Genomic DNA, 18,644 nt, shown 5'->3' with positions numbered 1-18,644 from the left:
TGTGACGGCGCGGACGGGCTCCTACGCTAACGCAGGAGGCAGGACCTGCAATCCTTCGGCGCGCGCGGCGGCAGCGAGGCGGCGGTCCCAGGCGGCGAAGACCAGCTCGGTCTCGCTGAGCGTGAGGGCGCTCGCGAGATGGATCGCGTCGCCCGCACGGAGCGGCCTGCGGTCGACCAGCGCGGCGGCGCGCTCGGTCACGGCGGGGCTCACCTCGACCTTGATGAGGCCCGGCCACAGCTCGGACCAGCGGTCGCGCGCCTGCGCGGCCGGCGCGGCGTCGATCCGCCCGATGCGCTCGGCGGACGCGAGCACCGAGCGCGCCTCGGCATCGGCCAACCGGGAGGTGACCAGCGCATCGGCCGCCTCCCACAGCGCGACCGCCAGGTCGCTCCCCGTCTCGAGCACGCACAGCTTGAGCAGCGCGGAGGTGTCCAGGTAGACCAGCGCCATCGCGCTACCTGCGCAGCCGGCCGAGCAGGCTGGACAGCGCGTCCTTGGCCGCCTCCGCCTGCGGCAGGCGGGGCACGGCGCGGTCGGCGGCGGGGACGGCGATCACACCTTCCTCTGCCAGGCGCGTGAGCAGGGCCGTGGACTCGACGGGGCCGATCTTCGCGACGGGGAGCCCGCCGTCGGTGAGGATCACGTCCTCGCCGTCACGCGCGGCCGCGAGGGCCTCGTCCAGCCTCGTCGCCAGGTCGCTGATGGGGATCTCCACCCGGCCACCGTACCCCGGGGGTCTGCTGCCGCGGCGGAGGCGCCCGCTCGATCGGCGGCACCCTTCCCGAAGTGGTGCGCCATGGTCGGTCATGGCAGATCGCAGCACCGCAGTGGTCGATGGTTGTCGCCGCGACCCTGCGGGCGACAACCATCGACCACTGCGAGGCGGAAGCCTCCGGAATCCGACCAAGGACTACCACTTCCGCGCGGGGCGGCGCGGGGCGGGGCGGGGCGGGGCCGGGCGGGGCGGGGAGCGCGGGCGTCAGGCGGGGAGGTCGCCGCCGTCGGCCGCGCAGCCCTTGCCCATGAGCAGCCCCTTCATGGTGGGACCCGGCTTGGGCGGCCTGTCGGCGGAGAACCCGTCCGCGTTGACCACCAGCTCCTGCGCGGCGGACACGGGGCCGCCGTCGGTGGGCACGGTCAGCGTGAGCGACGGGTCCACCGAGCGCTTGAGGATCGCGAGGGCGATGGGCCCAAGCTCGTGGTGGCGCGCGACCGACGTGATCCGTCCCACCTCGGCGTCGTCGCGTCCCAGCACAGCCGCGCCGGGCTCGGGAAGCGAGTGACCCGAGCCGTCGAGGTGGAGCATGGTGAGGCGGCGCGGGGGGCGGCCCACGTTGTGGACCTTCGCGACCGTCTCCTGACCGCGGTAGCAGCCCTTGTGCAGGTGCACCGCGGTGCGGAGCCAGTCGAGCTCGTGGGGCAGCGAGTGGTCGTCGACGTCGAGGCCCGCGCGAGGACGATGCGCGGCGATGCGCAGCGCCTCCGTCGCCCAGCTGCCCGCAAGGATCCATCCGGACTCGAGGCGCGCGTCGATCTCCGCGTCGAGCGATGCGCGCGGGATCAGCACCAGGCGCCAGGGCCGCACCGCATCGGTGAGCGCCGCGGGATCTGCCGCGTAGGACGTGCCGCCCGCGGTGATGCCGGGCCACGGGTCCACCCATGTCACCGGCTCGCCCTCGGCCGCCGGACGCGCGACGGCCTCGCCGATCGCCGCCCAGTCCTCGGTTGCATCGTGCACCTCGACCCGCAGCATGAAGCGCATGCGGTCCAGGAACGCGGCGAGCGCGGGCGCGGTCTCGGAGACCAGCCATGCGGTGGTGCCGTCGTCCACCAGCCCGGCGACGTGCTCGATCCTGCCCTGCGGGGACAGGATCATGAGCTCGGCGGACACGCCCGGGGCGAGGCCCGCCACCTGCTGCGTGCACAGCGAGTCGAGCCACGTGAGCCGGTCGGGACCGGTGACCGTGACCACGCCGAGGTGGGACTGGTCGACCACCGCGCGGCCCTGCTCGAGCGCGCGCTGCTCGGCGGTGGGGTCGCCGTAGTGCCAGGCGACGCCGGCATCGGCGCCGAGGCCCACGACGGCGCCGTGACGGGTGAGGAGAGGTGAGGTCATGGCCGGTGAACGAACCGAGGGCGGGTCAGGATTCCGCGTCGTCGTCCGAGCCGCCGACAGCGTCGGCGTCCTCGGGCACGGCGGGGCCGTCGACGCGGGTGAGCCGTGCGCTCGCGTACGACTGGAGCTCCTGGCCGAAGGCCGCGAGGTCCCACGCCCACATCAGCTCGCCGGCCACGTTGCCGTACATCCGGGTCGCGCCCCGGACGTCGGGACCGGACTCGGTCGCCGCGGCGAAGCGCGTCGCGAGGTCGATGCGGCCGTTCCCAACCGCGCCGAAGTAGGCGGTGAGCAGGCCGGAGGCATCGGCCATGACCACCTCGAGAGGATGCTGGAAGTCCTTGAGCTCCACGCCCTCGGGGGCGCTGGGAGCGACGCGCCAGTACCCGGACTCCTGCGACCAGACCTGGCCCTCCTCGCCGTCCGGCCCCATGAGCGTGATGGTCGAGGTGTAGATGAGGTACGGGCCGCCGTCGTGGTCGAACACGATGCGCTGGCGGAAGTCGGCGGCCTCGATGCCGGGGTAGTCCACGACGCCGTGGCCCTCCCACGTGCCCACGACCCACGCGAGCGGGTAGACCTCCGGCGCGAGGTCGGACGGGATGACGAAGGTCACCGCTTGGGGCCCTTCACGAGGCGGAAGGCGACGATGCCCGCGACCCAGGTGGTGGCGCCGAACGCCGCGACGGCGAGGACCGTGAAGGTGACGTCGAGTGCAGTCATGCGCCGAGTCTATGCCGGGACGCAGGTCCCGGGCCACGGCCGGCGCCGGGTGCGACGGACGATGCGCCGGGTCAGTACACGAGCGCGGTCGCGTCGGGGGCAGTCGCCTCCGCGACGAAGGCCGCGGCCCCCGCGATGCGGGCGCCGGGCAGCAGGTCGGGCTCCTCCAGCTCGCGACGGCGGGCGCACTGCGCGCAGACCGTGAGCGTGCCGCCGGCGAGGACGGCATCCCGCAGCTGCGACAGCGGCGGGGAGTGGGGGATCACCACGTCGTCGGTGCCGGGCAGCGCGTGGAGCGTCGCGTCGCCCGTGAGCCAGACGCTCACCTCGAGCCCGGATGCGAGCCCCGTGGCGGCGACGGTGAACGCCTGCATGAGCGTCTCCACGCGCTCCGTCCCGCACGTGACCTTCACCACGAGCGCGGCCATGTCAGGCCGCCGTTCGGGTGGTGGCGCGCTTGAAGAGGAGGTAGATCTCGCATCCCAGGCACAGGTCGAAGACGCTGTTGAGGAACGAGGCGAACGTCACGAACCCCGTGAAGATGAGGAAGCCGAGGTCCCAGCCGAGCAGCCCGGTCCCGACCGCGAGGATCGAGAACGTGAGGCCCATCTGCTGCGCGAAGCGCGGAGCGCGGAAGGACTCGGTCTCCGCGGGCGGGGCGAGGCGCGGCCGCACCGCCTTCTTGAAGACCCACGACTGGAACGTCGCCTGCGGGCCGACGATCGCGCCCGGGATGAAGAGGAGCAGCAGCACCGCCATGATGGCGATGCCGCCCGTGTTGGCGCCGACCAGCAGCGCCGAGATCGAGAACGTGAGCTGGAAGAACGCGCCGAAGCGCGGGCCCCGAGGGTCGATCTGGATGTCGTTCATGGTGTGCCTCCTGGGCCGGAGTCTAGGCGCGTCGCCGCCATCAGATGGAGTAGTCGGTGCCGGTGCGCGGGACCGATGCCAGCGCTTCGCGCGCCTGGCTCTCGGTGGGCGCGCCGGAGATGCGGGAGACCACCACGCCGTCGCCGTCGAGCAGCAGGATGGTGGGGGTGCGGAGGATCTCGAGCTCCCGTGCGAGCTCGAGGCGCTCGGCGGCGTCGATCTCGATGTGCTCGACGCGCGGGTCCTCCGCGGCGATGCGGCCCAGGAGGGCCGCGGTGGGCGGGCACTTCGCGCACATCGGCGTCGAGAACTGCACGAACGTCGCGTGGTAGCCGCGCTGGGCGCCGAGCGTCGCGGAGGACAGCGCCCCGGCGCGCTCGACCTCGCGCACCACGCCCTGGCGGCGCTGCCACCAGAGCGCGGCCACGCTCGCGACCGCGAGGATCGCGATGACGATGAGCACTCGGACGAGCATGGGTCTCCCTCGCTTCAGGTCAGCCGACGAGCAGGCGGCCCGCGACGTACACGAGCACCCCGGCCGAGAGAACGGGCGCGAGCGCCGAGGACATTCCCGGCATCCATCCCTTGGCTCGCGGCTCGCGACGCATGAGCTCCTGCAGGAGCGACACGATGACGCCGCACAGGAGGCCCACGCCTGCACCGCCGTACCAGGGCAGCTCGGGGAAGAGGACACCCGTCGCGACCCCGGTGCCGGTGGCGAGCACCAGCGCGAGGACCGAGTTGAGATGGGGCCTGCGGGTCGAGACGGCCGCGATCGCCGCGACGGCGAGCGCCGCCCCGCCGGTCACCACGAGGTCCTCGGCGCCATGCGTGCGCGACGCGGCGACCCACGCGGCACCGGAGGAGACCACGATCGCGCCGGCGCACGTGGCGGCCACCGAGGTGACGGCCCGCCCGCGCAGGCTCGGCACGAACACCTCCGATACGAGCGCCGCGATCGCCATCAGCGCGACCGCGACCACCATGTGGCGCAGGTGGGGTGCGGACCGGCCGAGCACGACGGCGACCACCGCGAGCGCCCCGCCGCCCATGAGGATCACGGAGGCGGCGCGTCGCCGTGAGGCGCGCAGCAGTGCCGGCCAGCCGAGCGCGAGCACCACGATCATCCCGAGGACCACGACGGCGAGATACCTGGTGCCCAGGAATCCGCCGGCAGCGATGAGCGCCGCTGCGACGGCGCTGATGGTCGCCCTGGTCGTGGGAAGCATGGGCGTTAGTGTCTCAGACCCTCGCGCCGCTAGAGTGAACCGCAATCGGAGGTGGCGATGGCAGACCTGCTCGTGCTCACGCCGTCAGGAGACGGCGCGGCTGACGTCCTGCCTGCGCTCGCGCTCCTGTCGCACCGCACCCGCGTGGTGGCGCCCGAGCCGTCGGCGATGCTCGACGCCATGGACGCGGACGTCCTGGTGGTCGACGCCCGCACCGACCTGGTGGAGGCGCGCAACAACTGCAACCTCATCCAGGTGACCGGCGTGGCGGTGCCCCTGCTGCTGGTGCTGCGCGACGGCGGCATGTCCATCGTCAACGCCGACTGGGGCGCGGCGGACGTGGTGCTCGCGGAGGCCTCCCCGGCCGAGGTCGAGGCGCGCATCCGCCTTCTCATCGGTCGTGCGAACGCCGCCGACCCGCTCGACCGGGTGGCGGAGTTCTCCTCCGGCGACCTCACGGTCGACGTGGGCGGCTACACCGCCCGCCTCAAGGGCGTCCCGCTGGACCTCACGTACAAGGAGTTCGAGCTCCTCAAGTACCTCATGCAGCACCCGGGCCGCGTCTACACGCGCGACCAGCTCCTCCAGGAGGTCTGGGGCTTCGACTACTACGGCGGCACCCGCACCGTGGACGTCCATGTGCGACGGCTGCGCGCGAAGCTCGGAGCGGAGCACGAGCAGCTCATCGGCACCGTGCGCAACGTCGGCTACCGCTTCGATCCGCCGCAGCCGCAGCGCTCCGTCGCCTCGGAGACCGTCTAGCGCCCCGATAGGATTGCGGCGTTCCCGTCCCGTCTCCAGGAGCGCCATGACCTCACGGACCCCCGCCCGCCTCTTCTCGCGTCTCACGCCCTCGACGGAGCGGACGCTCGTCGACGTGCTGCGCACGGAACGAGCCGGCGGGATCCTCCTGCTGATCGGCACCGCGGCGGCGCTCATCTTCGCCAACACGCCGCTCCAGGACTTCTACGGCAACCTGAGCGAGCTGCGCATCGGCCCTCACGCGCTGCACCTCGACCTCACCGTTGCGGCGTGGGCCAAGGACGGCCTGCTCGCGATCTTCTTCTTCGTCGTGGGGCTCGAGCTCAAGCGTGAGATCGTCGCCGGTGAGCTGAGGCGTCCCGCGACGGCCGTGGTGCCCATCGTCGCCGCGATCGGCGGCATGGCGATGCCCGCGCTGCTGTACGTGCTCTTCAACGCGGTCGAGGGCGGCTCGCTGGACGGGTGGGCGGTCCCGACCGCGACGGACATCGCCTTCGCGATCGCCGTGCTCGCCGTGGTGGGCAAGTGGCTGCCGAACGCGCTCCGGGCGTTCCTGCTGACGCTCGCGGTGGTCGACGACCTCCTGGCGATCATCATCATCGCGGTGTTCTTCTCGAACGACCTGCACTTCGAGTGGCTCGCCGCCGCCGTGGTGTGCATCGTCGCGTTCGGCCTGCTCATCCGCAAGGGCTGGGCGTCGCCGTGGCTGCTGTTCCCCATCGCCTTCGCGGCGTGGGCGTTCATGCACGCCTCCGGCATCCACGCGACCATCGCGGGCGTCGCGCTGGGCATGATGGTGCCGGCGATCGCGCGTGAAGGGGAGCGCACGTCGCTCGCGGAGCACTGGGAGCACGTGTGGCGCCCCGTCTCCGCCGCCGTGGCCGTGCCCATCTTCGCGTTCTTCGCGGCGGGTGTGACCATCAACGCCGAGGCGATCTCCGAGCTGGTGTCGAGCCCCGTCGCGCACGGCGTGATCGCGGGCCTGGTGATCGGCAAGCCGCTGGGCATCGTGCTCGCGACGTGGCTCGTGGCGACGTTCACGCGCGCCCAGCTCGACCGCGGCCTGTCGTGGCTCGATGTCACGGGCATGGGCATGCTCGCCGGCATCGGCTTCACCGTGTCGCTGCTCATCGGCGACCTCGCGTTCGGTGGTGAGAACGCGGAGGTGGTGAAGCTCTCGGTGCTCACCGCGTCGCTGCTCGCGGCGATCCTCGGCGCCTCCCTGCTGTTCGGGAGGGACCGGTTCTACCGCAGGCTCTACGAGCGCCGCTCCACGCCCGTCCCGCTGCCGTCCAACCGCATGGCCAAGCCGCAGGAGCTCGGGAGGTCCGTCGGCGTCGACCCCGCGGAGGTGGGTGTCGAGGGCGAGGACGATGCGGAGACCGCCCGCTAGGTCGGGTCCCGTCAGGCGGTCGGCGGCTCGACGCGGACCCGGGCGCCGGGCGCCGTGGGGCACAGGGCCGCGATCTCGCAGCTGCCGCAGTCGGGCTTGCGTGCCATGCACCGACGGCGGCCGTGGAAGATCACGCGGTGCGACCAGAGGGTCCACTCGCGTCGCTCGATGAGCGCCATGAGGTCGCGCTCGACCACCACGGGGTCCTCGTTCACCGTGAGCCCCAGGCGGCGCGCGAGCCTTCCCATGTGCGTGTCGACCGTGATGCCCGGGATGTCGAACGCGTTGCCCAGCACCACGTTCGCGGTCTTGCGCCCCACGCCACGGAGCGTGACCAGGTCCCGCTGGCGGCCAGGCACCTCACCGCCGAAGCGCTCGACCAGGTCGCGTGAGAGGCCCAGCAGGGACTCGGCCTTGGCGCGGTAGAAGCCGGTGGGCCGGATGAGCGCCTCGAGCTCGTCGCGATCCGCCGAGGCCATGGCGTGCGCGTCCGGGTAGCGCGCGAACAGCGCGGGGGTCACCTGGTTGACACGGACGTCCGTGCACTGCGCGCTCAGCACCGTCGCGACGAGGAGCTCGAAGGCGTCGCGGTGGTCGAGCTCGCAATGGGCGTCCGGGTAGACGTCGGCGAGGGCCCGGTTGACGGCCCGCGCACGTCGCACGAGCGCCACCGGCGGCGCCTCCTGGGTCGACGATGCGACCGTGAGCGGGGTGCGGGCCATGCGCCCACCCTAGACCGCTCAAGAGGCCCCCCTGGCCCGCCGATAAGGGAGGGGACAGGTGCGCGACGGCGTTCCGGACGGGAGGCGGATGTGGCGGTGACGGCGGCTGCGAGCGTGATCGCCGACCTCCGGCAGCAGCGTCGCGACGCGCGGCGCGAGCTCGCGCGCGTGCGGTGGTGGAGGCGCCTCGTGCGCGCGCGGCGCGACCTCGCGCTTGCGTTCGTCGCCGAGCCCGGAGGCCCGGGCGAGCTGGGCCTCGACCTGTCGTGGGAGGCGCTCGCGGCGGGCGCGCCGACCACCGACGAGCTTGGTCAGGCGGTGTGGCCGGAAGGGACTACTCTCTCAATCCGGGCGCTCGACGACCTGGACGATCTGGACGCGCGGCTCGCGTCGTACGAGTCTCGGGTGGCCGCAACGCTTGATAATGTGACGGGCCAGATGGTGCGTGCGCTCGGCCATGCGCATACCGTCGAGACGGAGAACAAGGAGGCCTGACATGCCCGATGCGGCACGGGAGGAGCAGCTGCTCCGGTCGTCGCCGCTGTTCGGCGGCATGGACGGCGCCATGGCGCGTTCGCTCATCTCCGAGATGACGCGCCGCGAGCTCTCCCGCGGCGACACGATCTTCGCCGAGGGTGCCGAGGGTCGCGAGCTCTACGTCGTGGTGAAGGGCAAGGTCAAGCTGGCCCGCACCGCGCGCGACGGGCGCGAGAACCTGCTCGCGCTGCTCGGCGCCGGCGACATGCTGGGCGAGCTCGCGGTCTTCGACCCGGGCCCGCGCATGTCGCGCGCCCACGCGGTCGAGGACACCGTGGTGTACGAGCTCCCCAAGCAGGTCCTCGACACGTGGCTCGACGACCACCTCGAGATGTCGCGGCACATGCTGCGCGCGCTCGCGCAGCGCATCCGCCGTCAGTCCAACACCATGGCGGACCTGGTCTTCTCCGACGTCCCCGGCCGTGTCGCCAAGGCGATCCTCGACCTCGGCCACCGTTTCGGGCGCATGGAGCGCGGCCACGTGACGGTGCGTCACGGGCTCACCCAGGAGGAGCTGGCCCAGCTGGTCGGCGCCTCGCGCGAGACCGTCAACAAGGCGCTCGCGGACTTCGCGTCGCGCGGCTGGATCGACGTGCACATCGGCTCGGTCGAGGTCTACGAGCCCGAGCGCCTGCGCGCCCGCTCGCGCTGACCCTCCTCCCGGCTCCGTCGGAGCCGTCGGGAAGGTGCGGCTAGAGCGAGCGCAGGGCGACCGTGATCTCGACCTCGACGGGCGCGCCGAGAGGCAGCGCCGCCACGCCCACCGCCGAGCGCGCGTGACGCCCCGCCTCCCCGAACACCTCGACCATGAGGCTCGAGGCGCCGTTGATCACGGCCGGCTGCGCCGTGAACCCCGGCGCGGAGGCGACGAAGCCCGTGATCTTCACCACGGACTCGATGTTGTCGAGCCCACCCGCGGCCTGCGCGACCGCCGCGAGGGCGTTGAGGGCGCACTGGCGCGCGCACTCCGTGGCGCGCTCCGGCGTCACGTCTCCGGTGCGCTGGCCCACGAGCCCGACGGCGAGCAGGTCGCCGTCGAGGAGCGGCAGCTGGCCGGAGGTGTGGACCAGGTCGCCGTGGCGACGGGCCGGGACATAGGTGCCCACGGGCGTCGCGACCTCGGGCAGCTCGAGCCCGAGCGCGGCGAGACGCTGGCTCGCGGACACGGCTACTTCTCCCCGGTGGGGCGCTTGAGGTAGGCGACCAGGCCCCCCGTGGGGCCCGTCACCACCTGCACGAGCTCCCAGCCGTCCTCGCCCCACTGGTCGAGGATCTGCTTGGTGACGTGGTCGATGAGCGGAACGGTGGCGTACTCCCAGGTGGTCATGGCCCCGAGCCTAGCCCGCGGGGGCTCAGGGAGGGGCCTGACCCGAGCTCTCAGAACCCTCGCTTACCCTTGTACGCATGTCCCGGTCTCATCCGCGCCCTCGTACGAAGGTCACGTTCGTGCAGCTGCTCACCGCGCTGTCGCTGTTCGTGGCCCTGTCGATCATGGGCGGCTTCCTTGTCGCAGGCCTCGCGCTGCCTGCGGTGACGGTCGCCGGATCCGCCGCGAGCGGCACCGCCGAGCTGTTCGAGGAGCTGCCCGAGGAGCTCGCCTCGGTGACGCTCCCGCAGCAGTCGAACATCTACGACCGCACGGGCAAGAACCTGCTCGCGACCTTCTACCTCCAGAACCGCGTGCTGGTCCCGCTCGAGGACATCTCGCCGTGGCTCCAGAACGCGGTGGTGTCGATCGAGGACAAGCGCTACTGGCTCCACCACGGCGTCGACGGTGAGGGCCTGCTCCGCGCGGCCTACGTCAACCTCACGTCGCCGGACTCGCCCGGTGCGTCGACGCTGACGCAGCAGGTGGTGAAGAACACCATCCTCCAGAAGGCCATCCTCTCCGAGGACGACGACGCGATCGAGGCGGCCACCGAGGTCTCGCTCACCCGCAAGATCCGCGAGTGGCGTCTCGCGCTCGCCCTCGAGGAGAACCTCGACCGCGAGTACGGCGACTCGTGCGACCCGCTCGAGCCCAAGGTCGACTGCGGCAAGGAGCAGATCCTCGAGCAGTACCTCAACATCGCGCAGTTCGGCTCGAACACCTACGGCGCCGAGGCCGCCTCGCAGCTGTACTTCTCCAAGTCCGCCGCGGACCTCAACGCGGTCGAGGCGGCGACCATCGCGGGCATCACGCAGAACCCGTCCAAGTGGGACCCGATCCGCTACCCGGAGAACGCCAAGGCGCGCCGCGACACGGTGCTCTACCAGATGTACCTGCAGAAGTTCATCACCGCGGAGGAGTACGACGAGTACTCGACCATCCCGGTCGAGGAGACCCTCAACGTCTCGAGCCCCAAGTTCTCGTGCGTCGCGGCCGAGGACGCGCCGTTCTTCTGCGACTACGTGACCAAGATCATCCGCCGCGACGCGGTCTTCAACCAGGAGGGCGCCGAGCTCACCGGCACCGAGCTCCTGAGCCAGGGAGGCCTCGACGTGGTCACCACGCTGGACCTCTCCAAGCAGCGTGCGGCGAACAAGGCTCTCAACGACGCGCTCCCCGCCGACGACCCGTCGGGCTGGGCCATGGCGCTCGTGTCGCTCGACCCGAAGACGGGCGAGATCCTCGCGATGTCGCAGGACCGCCAGTTCGATCCGTCGGACGATCCCGAGACGGGCTCCACCGCCATCAACTACGCCGTGGACTACCAGTGGGGAGGCTCGACGGGCTTCTCGCCGGGCTCGACCTTCAAGCCGATCATCCTCACCAACTGGCTCCAGAGCGGGCACTCGCTCATGGAGAAGGTGAGCGGATCGCAGACCAAGTTCGACCCCTCGTCCTGGGACGCCTACTGCGTCGACGGGAACGTCACCGGCGACTGGTGGTCGCCGGGCAACGTCGAGGGTGCGAGGACCTACACGCAGACGGTCCTCGACGCCACCGCGAACTCGGTCAACACCGCGTACGCCCACATGGAGAACGAGCTCGACCTCTGCGAGATCCGTGACACCGCCGAGCTCCTGGGCTTCCAGCGCGCCGACGGCAACGACCTCCAGATCACGCCGACCATGGTGCTCGGCTCGCAGGAGGCGTCGCCGCTGACCATGGCGCAGGTCGCGCAGGTGTTCGCGAACGAGGGCGTGAAGTGCGACCCCATCGCGATCCTCTCGGTCACCGACGCGGACGGCAAGCAGCTCGAGGTCCCGCCGCAGCACTGCGAGCGGGTCATCGACAAGGAGATCGCGGACGGCGTGGCGTACGCCATGCAGGAGGTCATGAAGACCGGCTCCGGCAGCAAGATCCCGCTTGCCGACGGACGCCCCGCGGCGGGCAAGACCGGTACTGCGCAGCAGAACGCGCACACGTGGTTCATGGGCTACACCCCGAACCTGGTCGCGACCGTGTGGCTGGGCAACCCCGACTTCAACGAGCCGGGCCAGGGGATCACGCTCAACGGCGTGGGCTACTGGCCGCTCTACGGCTCGTCGCTTGCGGCGCCGACGTGGAAGGCCTACATGGACGAGGCGCTCAAGGACCTCCCGGTGGAGGACTTCAACGAGCCGACCGACGACATCCTGTACGGCAAGCCCGTGCCCGTGCCGTCCATCGTAGGCCAGACCCCGGACGCGGCGCGGAGCATCGTCGAGGCGTCGGGCTTCAAGCTCGCCGAGACCGGCTCCACGATGTACTCGTCCCAGTACGCACCGGGGACGATCATCGCGCAGTCGCCCAGCGCCTACTACAAGTCCCTTCCCGGCACCACGGTGAACTACACCGTCGCGACCGACCAGCTCCCGTCCTGGTACACCAAGTGGCCCAAGGGCTGGGACCCGACCGTCGCGCCGGACGACTGGTGGGGCGCGGAGTGGCCCCCGGCCGAGTTCGCGACCAACCCGCCGGCGGGCTGGCCGGTCGAGGACACCAGCGACGACGAGGGCGACACCGGCAACAACGGTGGCGGCAACAACGGCAACGGCAACGGCAACGGCGGCGGCGGCCGCAAGAACGGCTGATCGTGGCGCGGAGGGTGGTCACGGGGCTCGCAGCCGTCGCGGCGGCGGGCCTCGCATGGGGCCTCGCGGAGGCGCGCGCCTTCACGGTGCGCCGTCACGAGGTCCCGATCCTGCCGCCGGGAAGCCGTCCCGTACGGCTGCTCCACCTCTCCGACCTCCACCTGACCCCCGGCCAGCGCCGGAAGGTCGCGTGGGTGCGTGCGCTCGCAAGCGAGCAGATCGACGCCGTGATCACCACGGGTGACAACCTCGCGCATCCCGATGCGGTGCCCACCGCGCTCGAGGCGCTCGAGCCCTTCCTCGGGCTCCCGGGCGCGTTCGTGTTCGGCTCGAACGACTATCACGGCCCGCTGCCCAAGAACCCGCTCGACTACTTCGGCGGCCCGTCGCGGCTGCGCCCGAAGCAGGCGGAGCTGCCCACGGAGGACCTGCGCGCGGGGCTCGCCTCCGGTGGCTGGGTGGATCTCAACAACGCTCGCGGCTCGATCACGGCCGCGGGCTCGGTGCTCGACCTCGTGGGGGTCGACGACCCGCACATCGGCCTGGACCGCATGCCTGCGCCGGCATCCGAGGCGGACGGCGCCGTCGCACGCCTCGGTGTCGCGCACGCGCCCTACCGCCGCGTTCTCGACGGCATGGCGGCGGACGGTGCGTCGCTCATCCTCGCGGGCCATACGCACGGTGGACAGGTCTGCGTGCCGTTCTACGGTGCGCTGGTGACCAACTGCGACCTCGACACGAGCCGCGCGAGCGGCCTGCACGGGTGGCCGGGCGTGCGCCCCGACTCGGGCGGCAAGGGCACCTATGTGCACGTCTCCGCGGGCCTGGGCACGTCCCCGTACGCGCCGTACCGGATCGCCTGCCGCCCCGAGGCGACCATCCTCACGCTGGTACCGGGGGCGTGACGGGCCGATTTCGTGTTTCGGCCCCGAGTCCGATATTCTAGGCGGGCTCAAAAACCGGGGTGTGGCGCAGCTTGGTAGCGCGCGTCGTTCGGGACGACGAGGCCGCAGGTTCAAATCCTGTCACCCCGACGGTTGAGACGAGGGCCGGATCCGCTGAGGATCCGGCCCTCGCTGCTTCTCCGGGCGCCGGCGCGGGACGCCCTCTGCAACGATGCAGAAGGCCGCGTGACCGTTATTTGCCACTTGACCAGGTATGACAACGTTATCCAAATGTGACCGGATTGTGCGCTGCACCCCTTGCTTACAGGAGTGTCAGGCATATCGTGAGCGAGACGCCACCTCAACGTCGAGGGCGGTGCCCCGGGGCGATGGAGCCTCGGCCTAGTCGAAGGGATGTCGACGTGAAGAAGTCCTCACTGATCTCTGCCGGGGCCCTGCTCACCGCCTCGGCCCTCGTACTGGCCGGATGCTCGAGCGGCGACGGCGGCGACGAAGGCTCCTCCATGGAGCCCACCACCGGCGACACCGGCGGCGCGATGGCCGAGGGCGGCCGCGCGTGCGTGATCCTGCCCGATGCGGCGTCCTCGCCCCGTTGGGAGAACGGCGACCGGCCAGCGCTCGAGGAGGCGATCACCGCCGCAGGGTTCGAGGCGGACATCCAGAACGCCCAGGGAGACACGGCCAAGTACGCGACCATCGCGGACCAGATGCTCACCCAGGGGTGCGGCGTGATGATCCTGGTCGACTACAACGGCGCCGGCATCACCGTCACCGAGAACGCGGTCGCCCAGGGCATCCCGGTCATCGCCTACGACCGCCCGATCGAGGGCGCCGACTACTACGTGTCGTTCGACAACTTCAAGGTCGGCGAGCTCGAGGGGCAGTCCGTGGTCGACGGCCTCGAGGCCAACGGCGTCGATCCCGCCGAGGCGGTGGTGGTCTACATCGGCGGCGACCCGGCCGACGGCAACGCCGCGAAGTTCCACGACGGCGCGGTCTCCGTCATGGAGGCCGCCGGCATCCAGCCGGCCGCCGAGCCGCCGGGCAAGTGGGACGGCGAGTACTCGGCGACCCAGTTCGAGCAGGCCCTCACGGACCTGGGCGGCAAGGTCGACGCGGTCTGGGCCGCCAACGACACGAACGCCGCGGGTGTCATCACCATCCTCGACAAGAACGGCCTCATGGTCCCCGTCTCGGGTCAGGACGCCTCGGTCGCCGGTCTGCAGAACGTGCTGCTGGGCAAGCAGGCCGCGACGGTCTACAAGCCGTACCAGCTCGAGGCCGCCACCGCCTCGGACCTCGCGGTGCAGCTGCTGAGCGGCGAGGCGCCGACGGCCCCGGAGGAGTACGACGACGGCACGCCGTTCTTCGCCGAGACCCCGGTGCTCGTGGGCCCGAACGACATCCAGCAGGTCATCGACGACGGCAACGCGTCGTACGACGAGATCTGCACGGGCGAGGTCGCGGCCAAGTGCGACGAGGTGGGGCTGCAGCCCGCATCGTGACGCTCACGGGTGGGGAGGGTGCCGTGCGGCGCCCTCCCCACGCGCATCGTCCTCCCGTCCGTCCCGCCCGAGCAAGGAGAACCGCATGAGCGCGATCATCGAGCTCAGATCCATCACCAAGAGCTTCGGCCCCGTCGACGTCCTCAAGGGCGTCGACTTCACCGCGCATGAGGGGCGCGTGACGGCGCTCGTCGGCGACAACGGCGCCGGCAAGTCGACCCTCATCAAGGGCCTCGCGGGGGTGCAGCCGTACGACGGCGGGCAGGTGCTCTTCGAGGGCTCGCCCGTCACGCTCCATCACCCGCGCGACGCCGCGCGGCTGGGGATCGAGGTGGTCTACCAGGACCTCGCGCTGTGCGACAACCTCGACATCGTCCAGAACATGTTCCTCGGGCGCGAGGAGCTGGCGGGCGGCACGTTCGACGAGGGACGCATGGAGGCGGAAGCCGCCCGTGCGCTGCAGACCCTGTCGGTCAAGACCGTGAAGTCGCTGCGGCAGAAGGTCGCGTCGCTGTCCGGCGGCCAGCGCCAGACCGTCGCGATCGCGCGCTCCGTGGTGAAGAAGGCCAAGGTGGTGATCCTCGACGAACCCACGGCGGCGCTGGGCGTCGCGCAGACGGCGCAGGTGCTCGGCCTGGTGCGGCGCCTCGCGGACAGCGGCGTCGCGGTGATCATCATCTCCCACAACCTGCAGGACGTGTTCGCGGTCGCGGACGACATCAGCGTCCTCTACCTGGGCACCATGACGGCCCGGCTCGAGGCGTCCCAGACGAGCCGCGACGACGTGGTCGGGTACATCACGGGAACCAAGCGCATGACGGAGGTCGACGCGTGAGCACCGAGACCGAGAACGAGGGCCCCAAGGTCGACGTCGTGGACGATGCGCCGAGCCTCCTCGGCAAGGGCGGCCACGGCGGCGTCGGCGACGCGGTGCGCTCCTACCTCCAGCGCGTGCGCGGCGGCGACATGGGCCCGCTGCCCGCCGTCGGCGGCCTCGTCGTGCTCGTGGTGATCTTCGCGGCCGCGAACCCGCTGTTCCTCACCGAGCGCAACATCGCCAACCTGTTCACGCAGGCGGCACCGCTGGTGACGCTCGGCATGGCGCTCGTGTTCGTGCTGCTGCTGGGAGAGATCGACCTGTCCGCGGGCGTGACGTTCGGCGTCGCGATGGGCGTGTTCGTCAAGCTCACCCAGCCCGGAGGGATGTCCTGGCCGCTGGCGCTGCTGCTGGCGCTCGGCATCGGCGTGGCCGTCGGCGGGTTCATCGGCTTCTTCGTGGCACGGATCGGCGTGCCGTCGTTCGTGGTCTCCCTGGGCCTGTTCCTGGGTCTCCAAGGAGTGATGCTGGTGATCATCGGCGCGGGCGGCACCTACCGCCTCATCCCGAGCCCCATCCGGGCCATCCAGAACCAGAACCTGCCGCCGTGGGCCGGCTGGACCATGCTCGCGGTGGTCCTCGGGGTCCTCTACGCGGTCGCGCTGCTCGACCGCCGTCGCCGAGAGAAGTCCGGCGCACCCAACCCGCCTGCCACCATCATGTACGCCAAGCTCGGCGTGATCGCGGTCCTGGGCGCCTTCGTCGTCTTCTACCTCAACCAGGACCGCGGCACCGCGGCCCGGTCGCTCGAGGGCGTGCCCATCGTGGTGCCGCTGGTCCTGCTCATCCTCATGGTGGGCACGTACGTGCTCGACCGCACGCGCTTCGGCCGCTACATCTACGCGATCGGCGGCAACACCGAGGCGGCGCGACGTGCGGGTGTCAACGTGACGCTGGTGAAGTGGTCGGCGTTCGTGGTCTGCTCGGTGCTGGCGGTGGTCGCGGGCATCTTCACGGTCTCGAAGGTCGGCTCGGCCGATGCGGCGATGGGCCGGGAGATCGTGCTCTCCGGCGTCGCGGCAGCCGTCGTGGGAGGCGTGAGCCTCTTCGGTGGGCGCGGGCGGCTGGTCCACGCCGTCATCGGCGCGACGGTCATCGCGGTCATCACCAACGGCATGGGCCTGCTCAAGTTCTCGGCCGGTGCGAACCTCGCCGTGACCGGCGGGGTGCTGGTGCTCGCGGCGACGGTGGACGCGCTCGCGCGCAAGCGATCGGGGGCGACGGGCGTGTAGGGCCGCGCGCATCGTCCCTCGCCGCGCTTCCGGATCGCCCCCGGGATAGCGTGAACCAGGGACGTCGTCGAGGCCGGGAGGGCCGCACATGGAGACGCTGCTGGCCGCGCTGCCGATCGTGGTGGTCCTGGTCCTCATGATCGGCCTCAAGTGGTCGGCGATCTGGGCGGGCGCGGCGGCCGCGGTGGTCGCGCTCGCGATCGCCCTCACCACCTTCGCCTTCGGGACCGATGCGGGCTTCGGCCGGGTCGAGGGCGTCACGGGCGTGGTGGTGAGCGCCGCGTGGACGGCGCTCACCGTGATGCTGATCATCGGCCCCGCGCTGGGGATCCACCACCTCCAGCAGAGGACGGGGGCGACGGCCGCGATCGAGGCGGGCCTCGCGCGCATCACGCCCGACCCGCGGGTCGCCGCGCTGCTCATCGCGTGGTTCTTCACGCTGCTCATCGAGGGTGCCGCGGGCTTCGGCACCCCTGTGGCCCTCTCGGCGCCGTTCCTGGTCGCGGCGGGCTTCAAGCCGGTGACGGCGGTGGTCGCGGCGATGGCGGGGAACGTGGCCGCGGTGCCGTTCGGGGCGGTGGGCACGCCTACGCTCGCCCAGGCGCAGATCGTCGACTACGAGCCCGTGGACCTGTCCTGGGCCGTGTCGCCCTACATGGTGGTGACGGGCGCCGTGCTCGCGATCGTGGTCGCGCGGCTGGTGGGCACGCTCATCCCCACGGCGGGGCCGCCGTGGAGGTGGATGGCGGTCGCGTACGTGGCGTTCTTCGCGCCCTACCTGCTCATCGCCCGCTTCGTCGGTCCCGAGCTGCCGTCGCTCATGGGGGCGATCGTGGGTGCGGGCGTGTTCATCGCCGTGGTGCGGGCCGTGGTGATGCGCCGGGCCCGCGCGCATGCGCTGCTCTCGCCGGCGGAGGAGGCCGCCGAGCGCGAGGTCGAGCACGCCGCGGACAGCGCCGAGGCCACCGAGGCGCACCGCATGGGGCTGCTCGCGGCCACGGCGCCCTACGCGATCCTCGTCGCGCTGGTGCTGCTCACGCGCCTGGTGCCGCCCATCAAGGCGGGCTCGCAGTCGTGGGACGTCACGTGGAGCCTGTTCGGCGGCGCGTTCGGCGACGGCATCCAGCCGCTGTACCACCCCGGACCCCTGCTGCTCGTGGCGTTCCTAGGAGGCGCGCTGTGGCAGCGCGCCTCGCGATCCGAGGTGGGCGGCGCGTTCTCGGTCGCGACGCGGCAGGTGGTCCCGGTCTTCGCGGCGCTCACCGCGATGGTGACCGTCGCGTACACGATGTCGGATTCCGGCATGACCACCCAGCTCGCGGTCGCCGCGGCCGGCACCGGCGCGGTCTGGCCTCTGCTGTCGCCGTTCGTGGGAGCGCTCGGCACCTTCATGACGGGCTCCGCGACGTCCTCCAACATCCTCTTCACCGACTTCCAGGACCTCACCGCGACCGAGGCCGGGCTGTCGCCGCTCCCGCTGCTGGGCGCCCAGGGCGCGGGCGCCGCGATCGGCAACGCGATCTGCCCGCACAACATCATCGCCGCCGCCGCGACCGTGGGCCTGGCCGGGCGGGAGGGCGAGCTGCTCAAGGGGACGCTGCCTCCCGCGATGATCACCTTGGTGGTCACGGGCGGGATGGCGCTGCTGCTCGCGTGACCCGCCCGCCGCCCCCCGCCCGCCTCCCCCCGCCCCCCTCCCCCCGGGCGTGCAAGCGTTGTCACCGACGCAGAGTGCGCGCTTTGCGCCCAGAGCGGGCACTCTCCGTCGGGG

General features: G+C 71.7%; 21 protein-coding genes and 1 tRNA gene. 11 read left to right on the top strand and 11 right to left on the bottom strand.

Annotation, left to right across the window (positions count from 1 at the left end; translation table 11 throughout):
- Window positions 1-21: 21 nt before the first annotated feature.
- From AOM00_RS13580 to AOM00_RS13545, 8 genes are all read right to left on the bottom strand, one after another.
- Window positions 22-453, bottom strand: a complete 432-nt coding sequence (locus tag AOM00_RS13580; protein WP_062518308.1) for a type II toxin-antitoxin system VapC family toxin — start codon at window positions 451-453, stop codon at window positions 22-24.
- A gap of 4 nt (window positions 454-457) precedes the next feature.
- Window positions 458-718 carry a type II toxin-antitoxin system Phd/YefM family antitoxin gene (locus AOM00_RS13575; protein ID WP_062518307.1) on the bottom strand — a complete coding sequence of 87 codons (261 nt, stop codon included), beginning with the start codon at window positions 716-718 and terminating at the stop codon, window positions 458-460.
- Window positions 719-982: 264 nt separating this feature from the next.
- Window positions 983-2,119: a CAF17-like 4Fe-4S cluster assembly/insertion protein YgfZ gene (ygfZ, locus tag AOM00_RS13570; protein ID WP_062518306.1), complete on the bottom strand. Its 1,137-nt coding sequence runs from the start codon at window positions 2,117-2,119 to the stop codon at window positions 983-985.
- Window positions 2,120-2,144: 25 nt separating this feature from the next.
- A complete protein-coding gene (locus AOM00_RS13565) occupies window positions 2,145-2,735 on the bottom strand; it encodes a heme-binding beta-barrel domain-containing protein (protein ID WP_062518305.1) in 591 nt (196 codons plus the stop codon).
- A gap of 178 nt (window positions 2,736-2,913) precedes the next feature.
- Window positions 2,914-3,270, bottom strand: a complete 357-nt coding sequence (locus AOM00_RS13560; RefSeq protein WP_062518304.1) for a DsrE family protein — start codon at window positions 3,268-3,270, stop codon at window positions 2,914-2,916.
- 1 nt (window position 3,271) lies between these two features.
- Window positions 3,272-3,712, bottom strand: a complete 441-nt coding sequence (locus AOM00_RS13555) for a DUF4395 domain-containing protein (protein WP_062518303.1) — start codon at window positions 3,710-3,712, stop codon at window positions 3,272-3,274.
- A 40-nt stretch (window positions 3,713-3,752) separates the two neighbouring features.
- Window positions 3,753-4,187 carry a thioredoxin family protein gene (locus AOM00_RS13550; RefSeq protein ID WP_062518302.1) on the bottom strand — a complete coding sequence of 145 codons (435 nt, stop codon included), beginning with the start codon at window positions 4,185-4,187 and terminating at the stop codon, window positions 3,753-3,755.
- Window positions 4,188-4,206: 19 nt separating this feature from the next.
- A complete protein-coding gene (locus AOM00_RS13545; protein ID WP_062518301.1) occupies window positions 4,207-4,941 on the bottom strand; it encodes a hypothetical protein in 735 nt (244 codons plus the stop codon).
- Between the two features lie 57 nt (window positions 4,942-4,998).
- Between AOM00_RS13545 and AOM00_RS13540 the strand changes: the two genes are divergently transcribed.
- Window positions 4,999-5,703, top strand: a complete 705-nt coding sequence (locus AOM00_RS13540) for a response regulator transcription factor (protein ID WP_062518300.1) — start codon at window positions 4,999-5,001, stop codon at window positions 5,701-5,703.
- 46 nt (window positions 5,704-5,749) lie between these two features.
- Window positions 5,750-7,096: a Na+/H+ antiporter NhaA gene (gene nhaA, locus AOM00_RS13535; protein WP_082097081.1), complete on the top strand. Its 1,347-nt coding sequence runs from the start codon at window positions 5,750-5,752 to the stop codon at window positions 7,094-7,096.
- Window positions 7,097-7,107: 11 nt separating this feature from the next.
- On the opposite strand, the gene nth is transcribed toward nhaA, so the two are convergent.
- On the bottom strand, window positions 7,108-7,818 hold the full coding sequence (gene nth, locus AOM00_RS13530) for an endonuclease III (RefSeq protein ID WP_062518299.1): 711 nt from the start codon (window positions 7,816-7,818) through the stop codon (window positions 7,108-7,110).
- Window positions 7,819-7,932: 114 nt separating this feature from the next.
- Here nth and AOM00_RS13525 point away from each other — a divergent pair, with 114 nt between their 5' ends.
- Both AOM00_RS13525 and AOM00_RS13520 read left to right on the top strand, forming a co-directional pair.
- Window positions 7,933-8,313 (top strand): hypothetical protein, encoded by a 381-nt coding sequence (locus AOM00_RS13525; protein ID WP_156159182.1) that lies wholly within the window; start codon window positions 7,933-7,935, stop codon window positions 8,311-8,313.
- A gap of 1 nt (window position 8,314) precedes the next feature.
- A complete protein-coding gene (locus AOM00_RS13520) occupies window positions 8,315-9,007 on the top strand; it encodes a Crp/Fnr family transcriptional regulator (RefSeq protein WP_062518297.1) in 693 nt (230 codons plus the stop codon).
- 40 nt (window positions 9,008-9,047) lie between these two features.
- On the opposite strand, the gene AOM00_RS13515 is transcribed toward AOM00_RS13520, so the two are convergent.
- Entirely contained in the window at window positions 9,048-9,521 is a 474-nt protein-coding gene (locus AOM00_RS13515) for a RidA family protein (protein WP_062518296.1), read from the bottom strand.
- 2 nt (window positions 9,522-9,523) lie between these two features.
- Complete coding sequence (gene sp36 / locus AOM00_RS15485; RefSeq protein ID WP_074789164.1) at window positions 9,524-9,682, bottom strand: Sp36 family protein; 159 nt, start codon at window positions 9,680-9,682, stop codon at window positions 9,524-9,526.
- Window positions 9,683-9,759: 77 nt separating this feature from the next.
- Here sp36 and AOM00_RS13510 point away from each other — a divergent pair, with 77 nt between their 5' ends.
- The 7 genes from AOM00_RS13510 (at window position 9,760) to AOM00_RS13480 (ending at window position 18,530) form a co-directional block, all read left to right on the top strand.
- The gene (locus tag AOM00_RS13510; protein ID WP_082097080.1) at window positions 9,760-12,354 is read left to right on the top strand and encodes a penicillin-binding protein; all 2,595 of its coding nucleotides are present in this window, start codon (window positions 9,760-9,762) and stop codon (window positions 12,352-12,354) included.
- Window positions 12,355-12,356: 2 nt separating this feature from the next.
- Entirely contained in the window at window positions 12,357-13,259 is a 903-nt protein-coding gene (locus tag AOM00_RS13505) for a metallophosphoesterase (protein ID WP_369345434.1), read from the top strand.
- 55 nt (window positions 13,260-13,314) lie between these two features.
- Window positions 13,315-13,388 (top strand) — tRNA-Pro (locus tag AOM00_RS13500).
- Window positions 13,389-13,660: 272 nt separating this feature from the next.
- Entirely contained in the window at window positions 13,661-14,764 is a 1,104-nt protein-coding gene (locus AOM00_RS13495; RefSeq protein ID WP_062518294.1) for a sugar ABC transporter substrate-binding protein, read from the top strand.
- Between the two features lie 85 nt (window positions 14,765-14,849).
- The gene (locus AOM00_RS13490) at window positions 14,850-15,599 is read left to right on the top strand and encodes an ATP-binding cassette domain-containing protein (protein ID WP_062518293.1); all 750 of its coding nucleotides are present in this window, start codon (window positions 14,850-14,852) and stop codon (window positions 15,597-15,599) included.
- The gene (locus AOM00_RS13485) at window positions 15,596-16,873 is read left to right on the top strand and encodes a sugar ABC transporter permease (protein WP_062518292.1); all 1,278 of its coding nucleotides are present in this window, start codon (window positions 15,596-15,598) and stop codon (window positions 16,871-16,873) included. Before AOM00_RS13490 ends, AOM00_RS13485 begins: the two co-directional genes overlap by 4 nt.
- Before the next feature lie 88 nt (window positions 16,874-16,961).
- Window positions 16,962-18,530: an L-lactate permease gene (locus AOM00_RS13480; RefSeq protein WP_062518291.1), complete on the top strand. Its 1,569-nt coding sequence runs from the start codon at window positions 16,962-16,964 to the stop codon at window positions 18,528-18,530.
- Window positions 18,531-18,644: the final 114 nt, after the last annotated feature.

The sequence above is a fragment of the Demequina gelatinilytica genome (assembly GCF_000971115.1).
In the GTDB taxonomy this organism is placed as follows: domain Bacteria; phylum Actinomycetota; class Actinomycetes; order Actinomycetales; family Demequinaceae; genus Demequina; species Demequina gelatinilytica.
The sequence above is the reverse complement of the archived record's forward strand: the minus strand, read 5'-3'. Positions and strand labels throughout refer to the sequence as shown.

Bases quoted from the DNA above. Each gene is read 5' to 3' on its own strand.
- AOM00_RS13580 (WP_062518308.1), bottom strand. From the start codon at position 453: ATGGCGCTGGTCTACCTGGACACCTCCGCGCTGCTCAAGCTGTGCGTG.
- ygfZ (WP_062518306.1), bottom strand. From the start codon at position 2,119: ATGACCTCACCTCTCCTCACCCGTCACGGCGCCGTCGTGGGCCTCGGC.
- AOM00_RS13560 (WP_062518304.1), bottom strand. From the start codon at position 3,270: ATGGCCGCGCTCGTGGTGAAGGTCACGTGCGGGACGGAGCGCGTGGAG.
- AOM00_RS13555 (WP_062518303.1), bottom strand. From the start codon at position 3,712: ATGAACGACATCCAGATCGACCCTCGGGGCCCGCGCTTCGGCGCGTTC.
- AOM00_RS13550 (WP_062518302.1), bottom strand. From the start codon at position 4,187: ATGCTCGTCCGAGTGCTCATCGTCATCGCGATCCTCGCGGTCGCGAGC.
- AOM00_RS13545 (WP_062518301.1), bottom strand. From the start codon at position 4,941: ATGCTTCCCACGACCAGGGCGACCATCAGCGCCGTCGCAGCGGCGCTC.
- AOM00_RS13540 (WP_062518300.1), top strand. From the start codon at position 4,999: ATGGCAGACCTGCTCGTGCTCACGCCGTCAGGAGACGGCGCGGCTGAC.
- nhaA (WP_082097081.1), top strand. From the start codon at position 5,750: ATGACCTCACGGACCCCCGCCCGCCTCTTCTCGCGTCTCACGCCCTCG.
- nth (WP_062518299.1), bottom strand. From the start codon at position 7,818: ATGGCCCGCACCCCGCTCACGGTCGCATCGTCGACCCAGGAGGCGCCG.
- AOM00_RS13520 (WP_062518297.1), top strand. From the start codon at position 8,315: ATGCCCGATGCGGCACGGGAGGAGCAGCTGCTCCGGTCGTCGCCGCTG.
- sp36 (WP_074789164.1), bottom strand. From the start codon at position 9,682: ATGACCACCTGGGAGTACGCCACCGTTCCGCTCATCGACCACGTCACC.
- AOM00_RS13510 (WP_082097080.1), top strand. From the start codon at position 9,760: ATGTCCCGGTCTCATCCGCGCCCTCGTACGAAGGTCACGTTCGTGCAG.
- AOM00_RS13490 (WP_062518293.1), top strand. From the start codon at position 14,850: ATGAGCGCGATCATCGAGCTCAGATCCATCACCAAGAGCTTCGGCCCC.
- AOM00_RS13480 (WP_062518291.1), top strand. From the start codon at position 16,962: ATGGAGACGCTGCTGGCCGCGCTGCCGATCGTGGTGGTCCTGGTCCTC.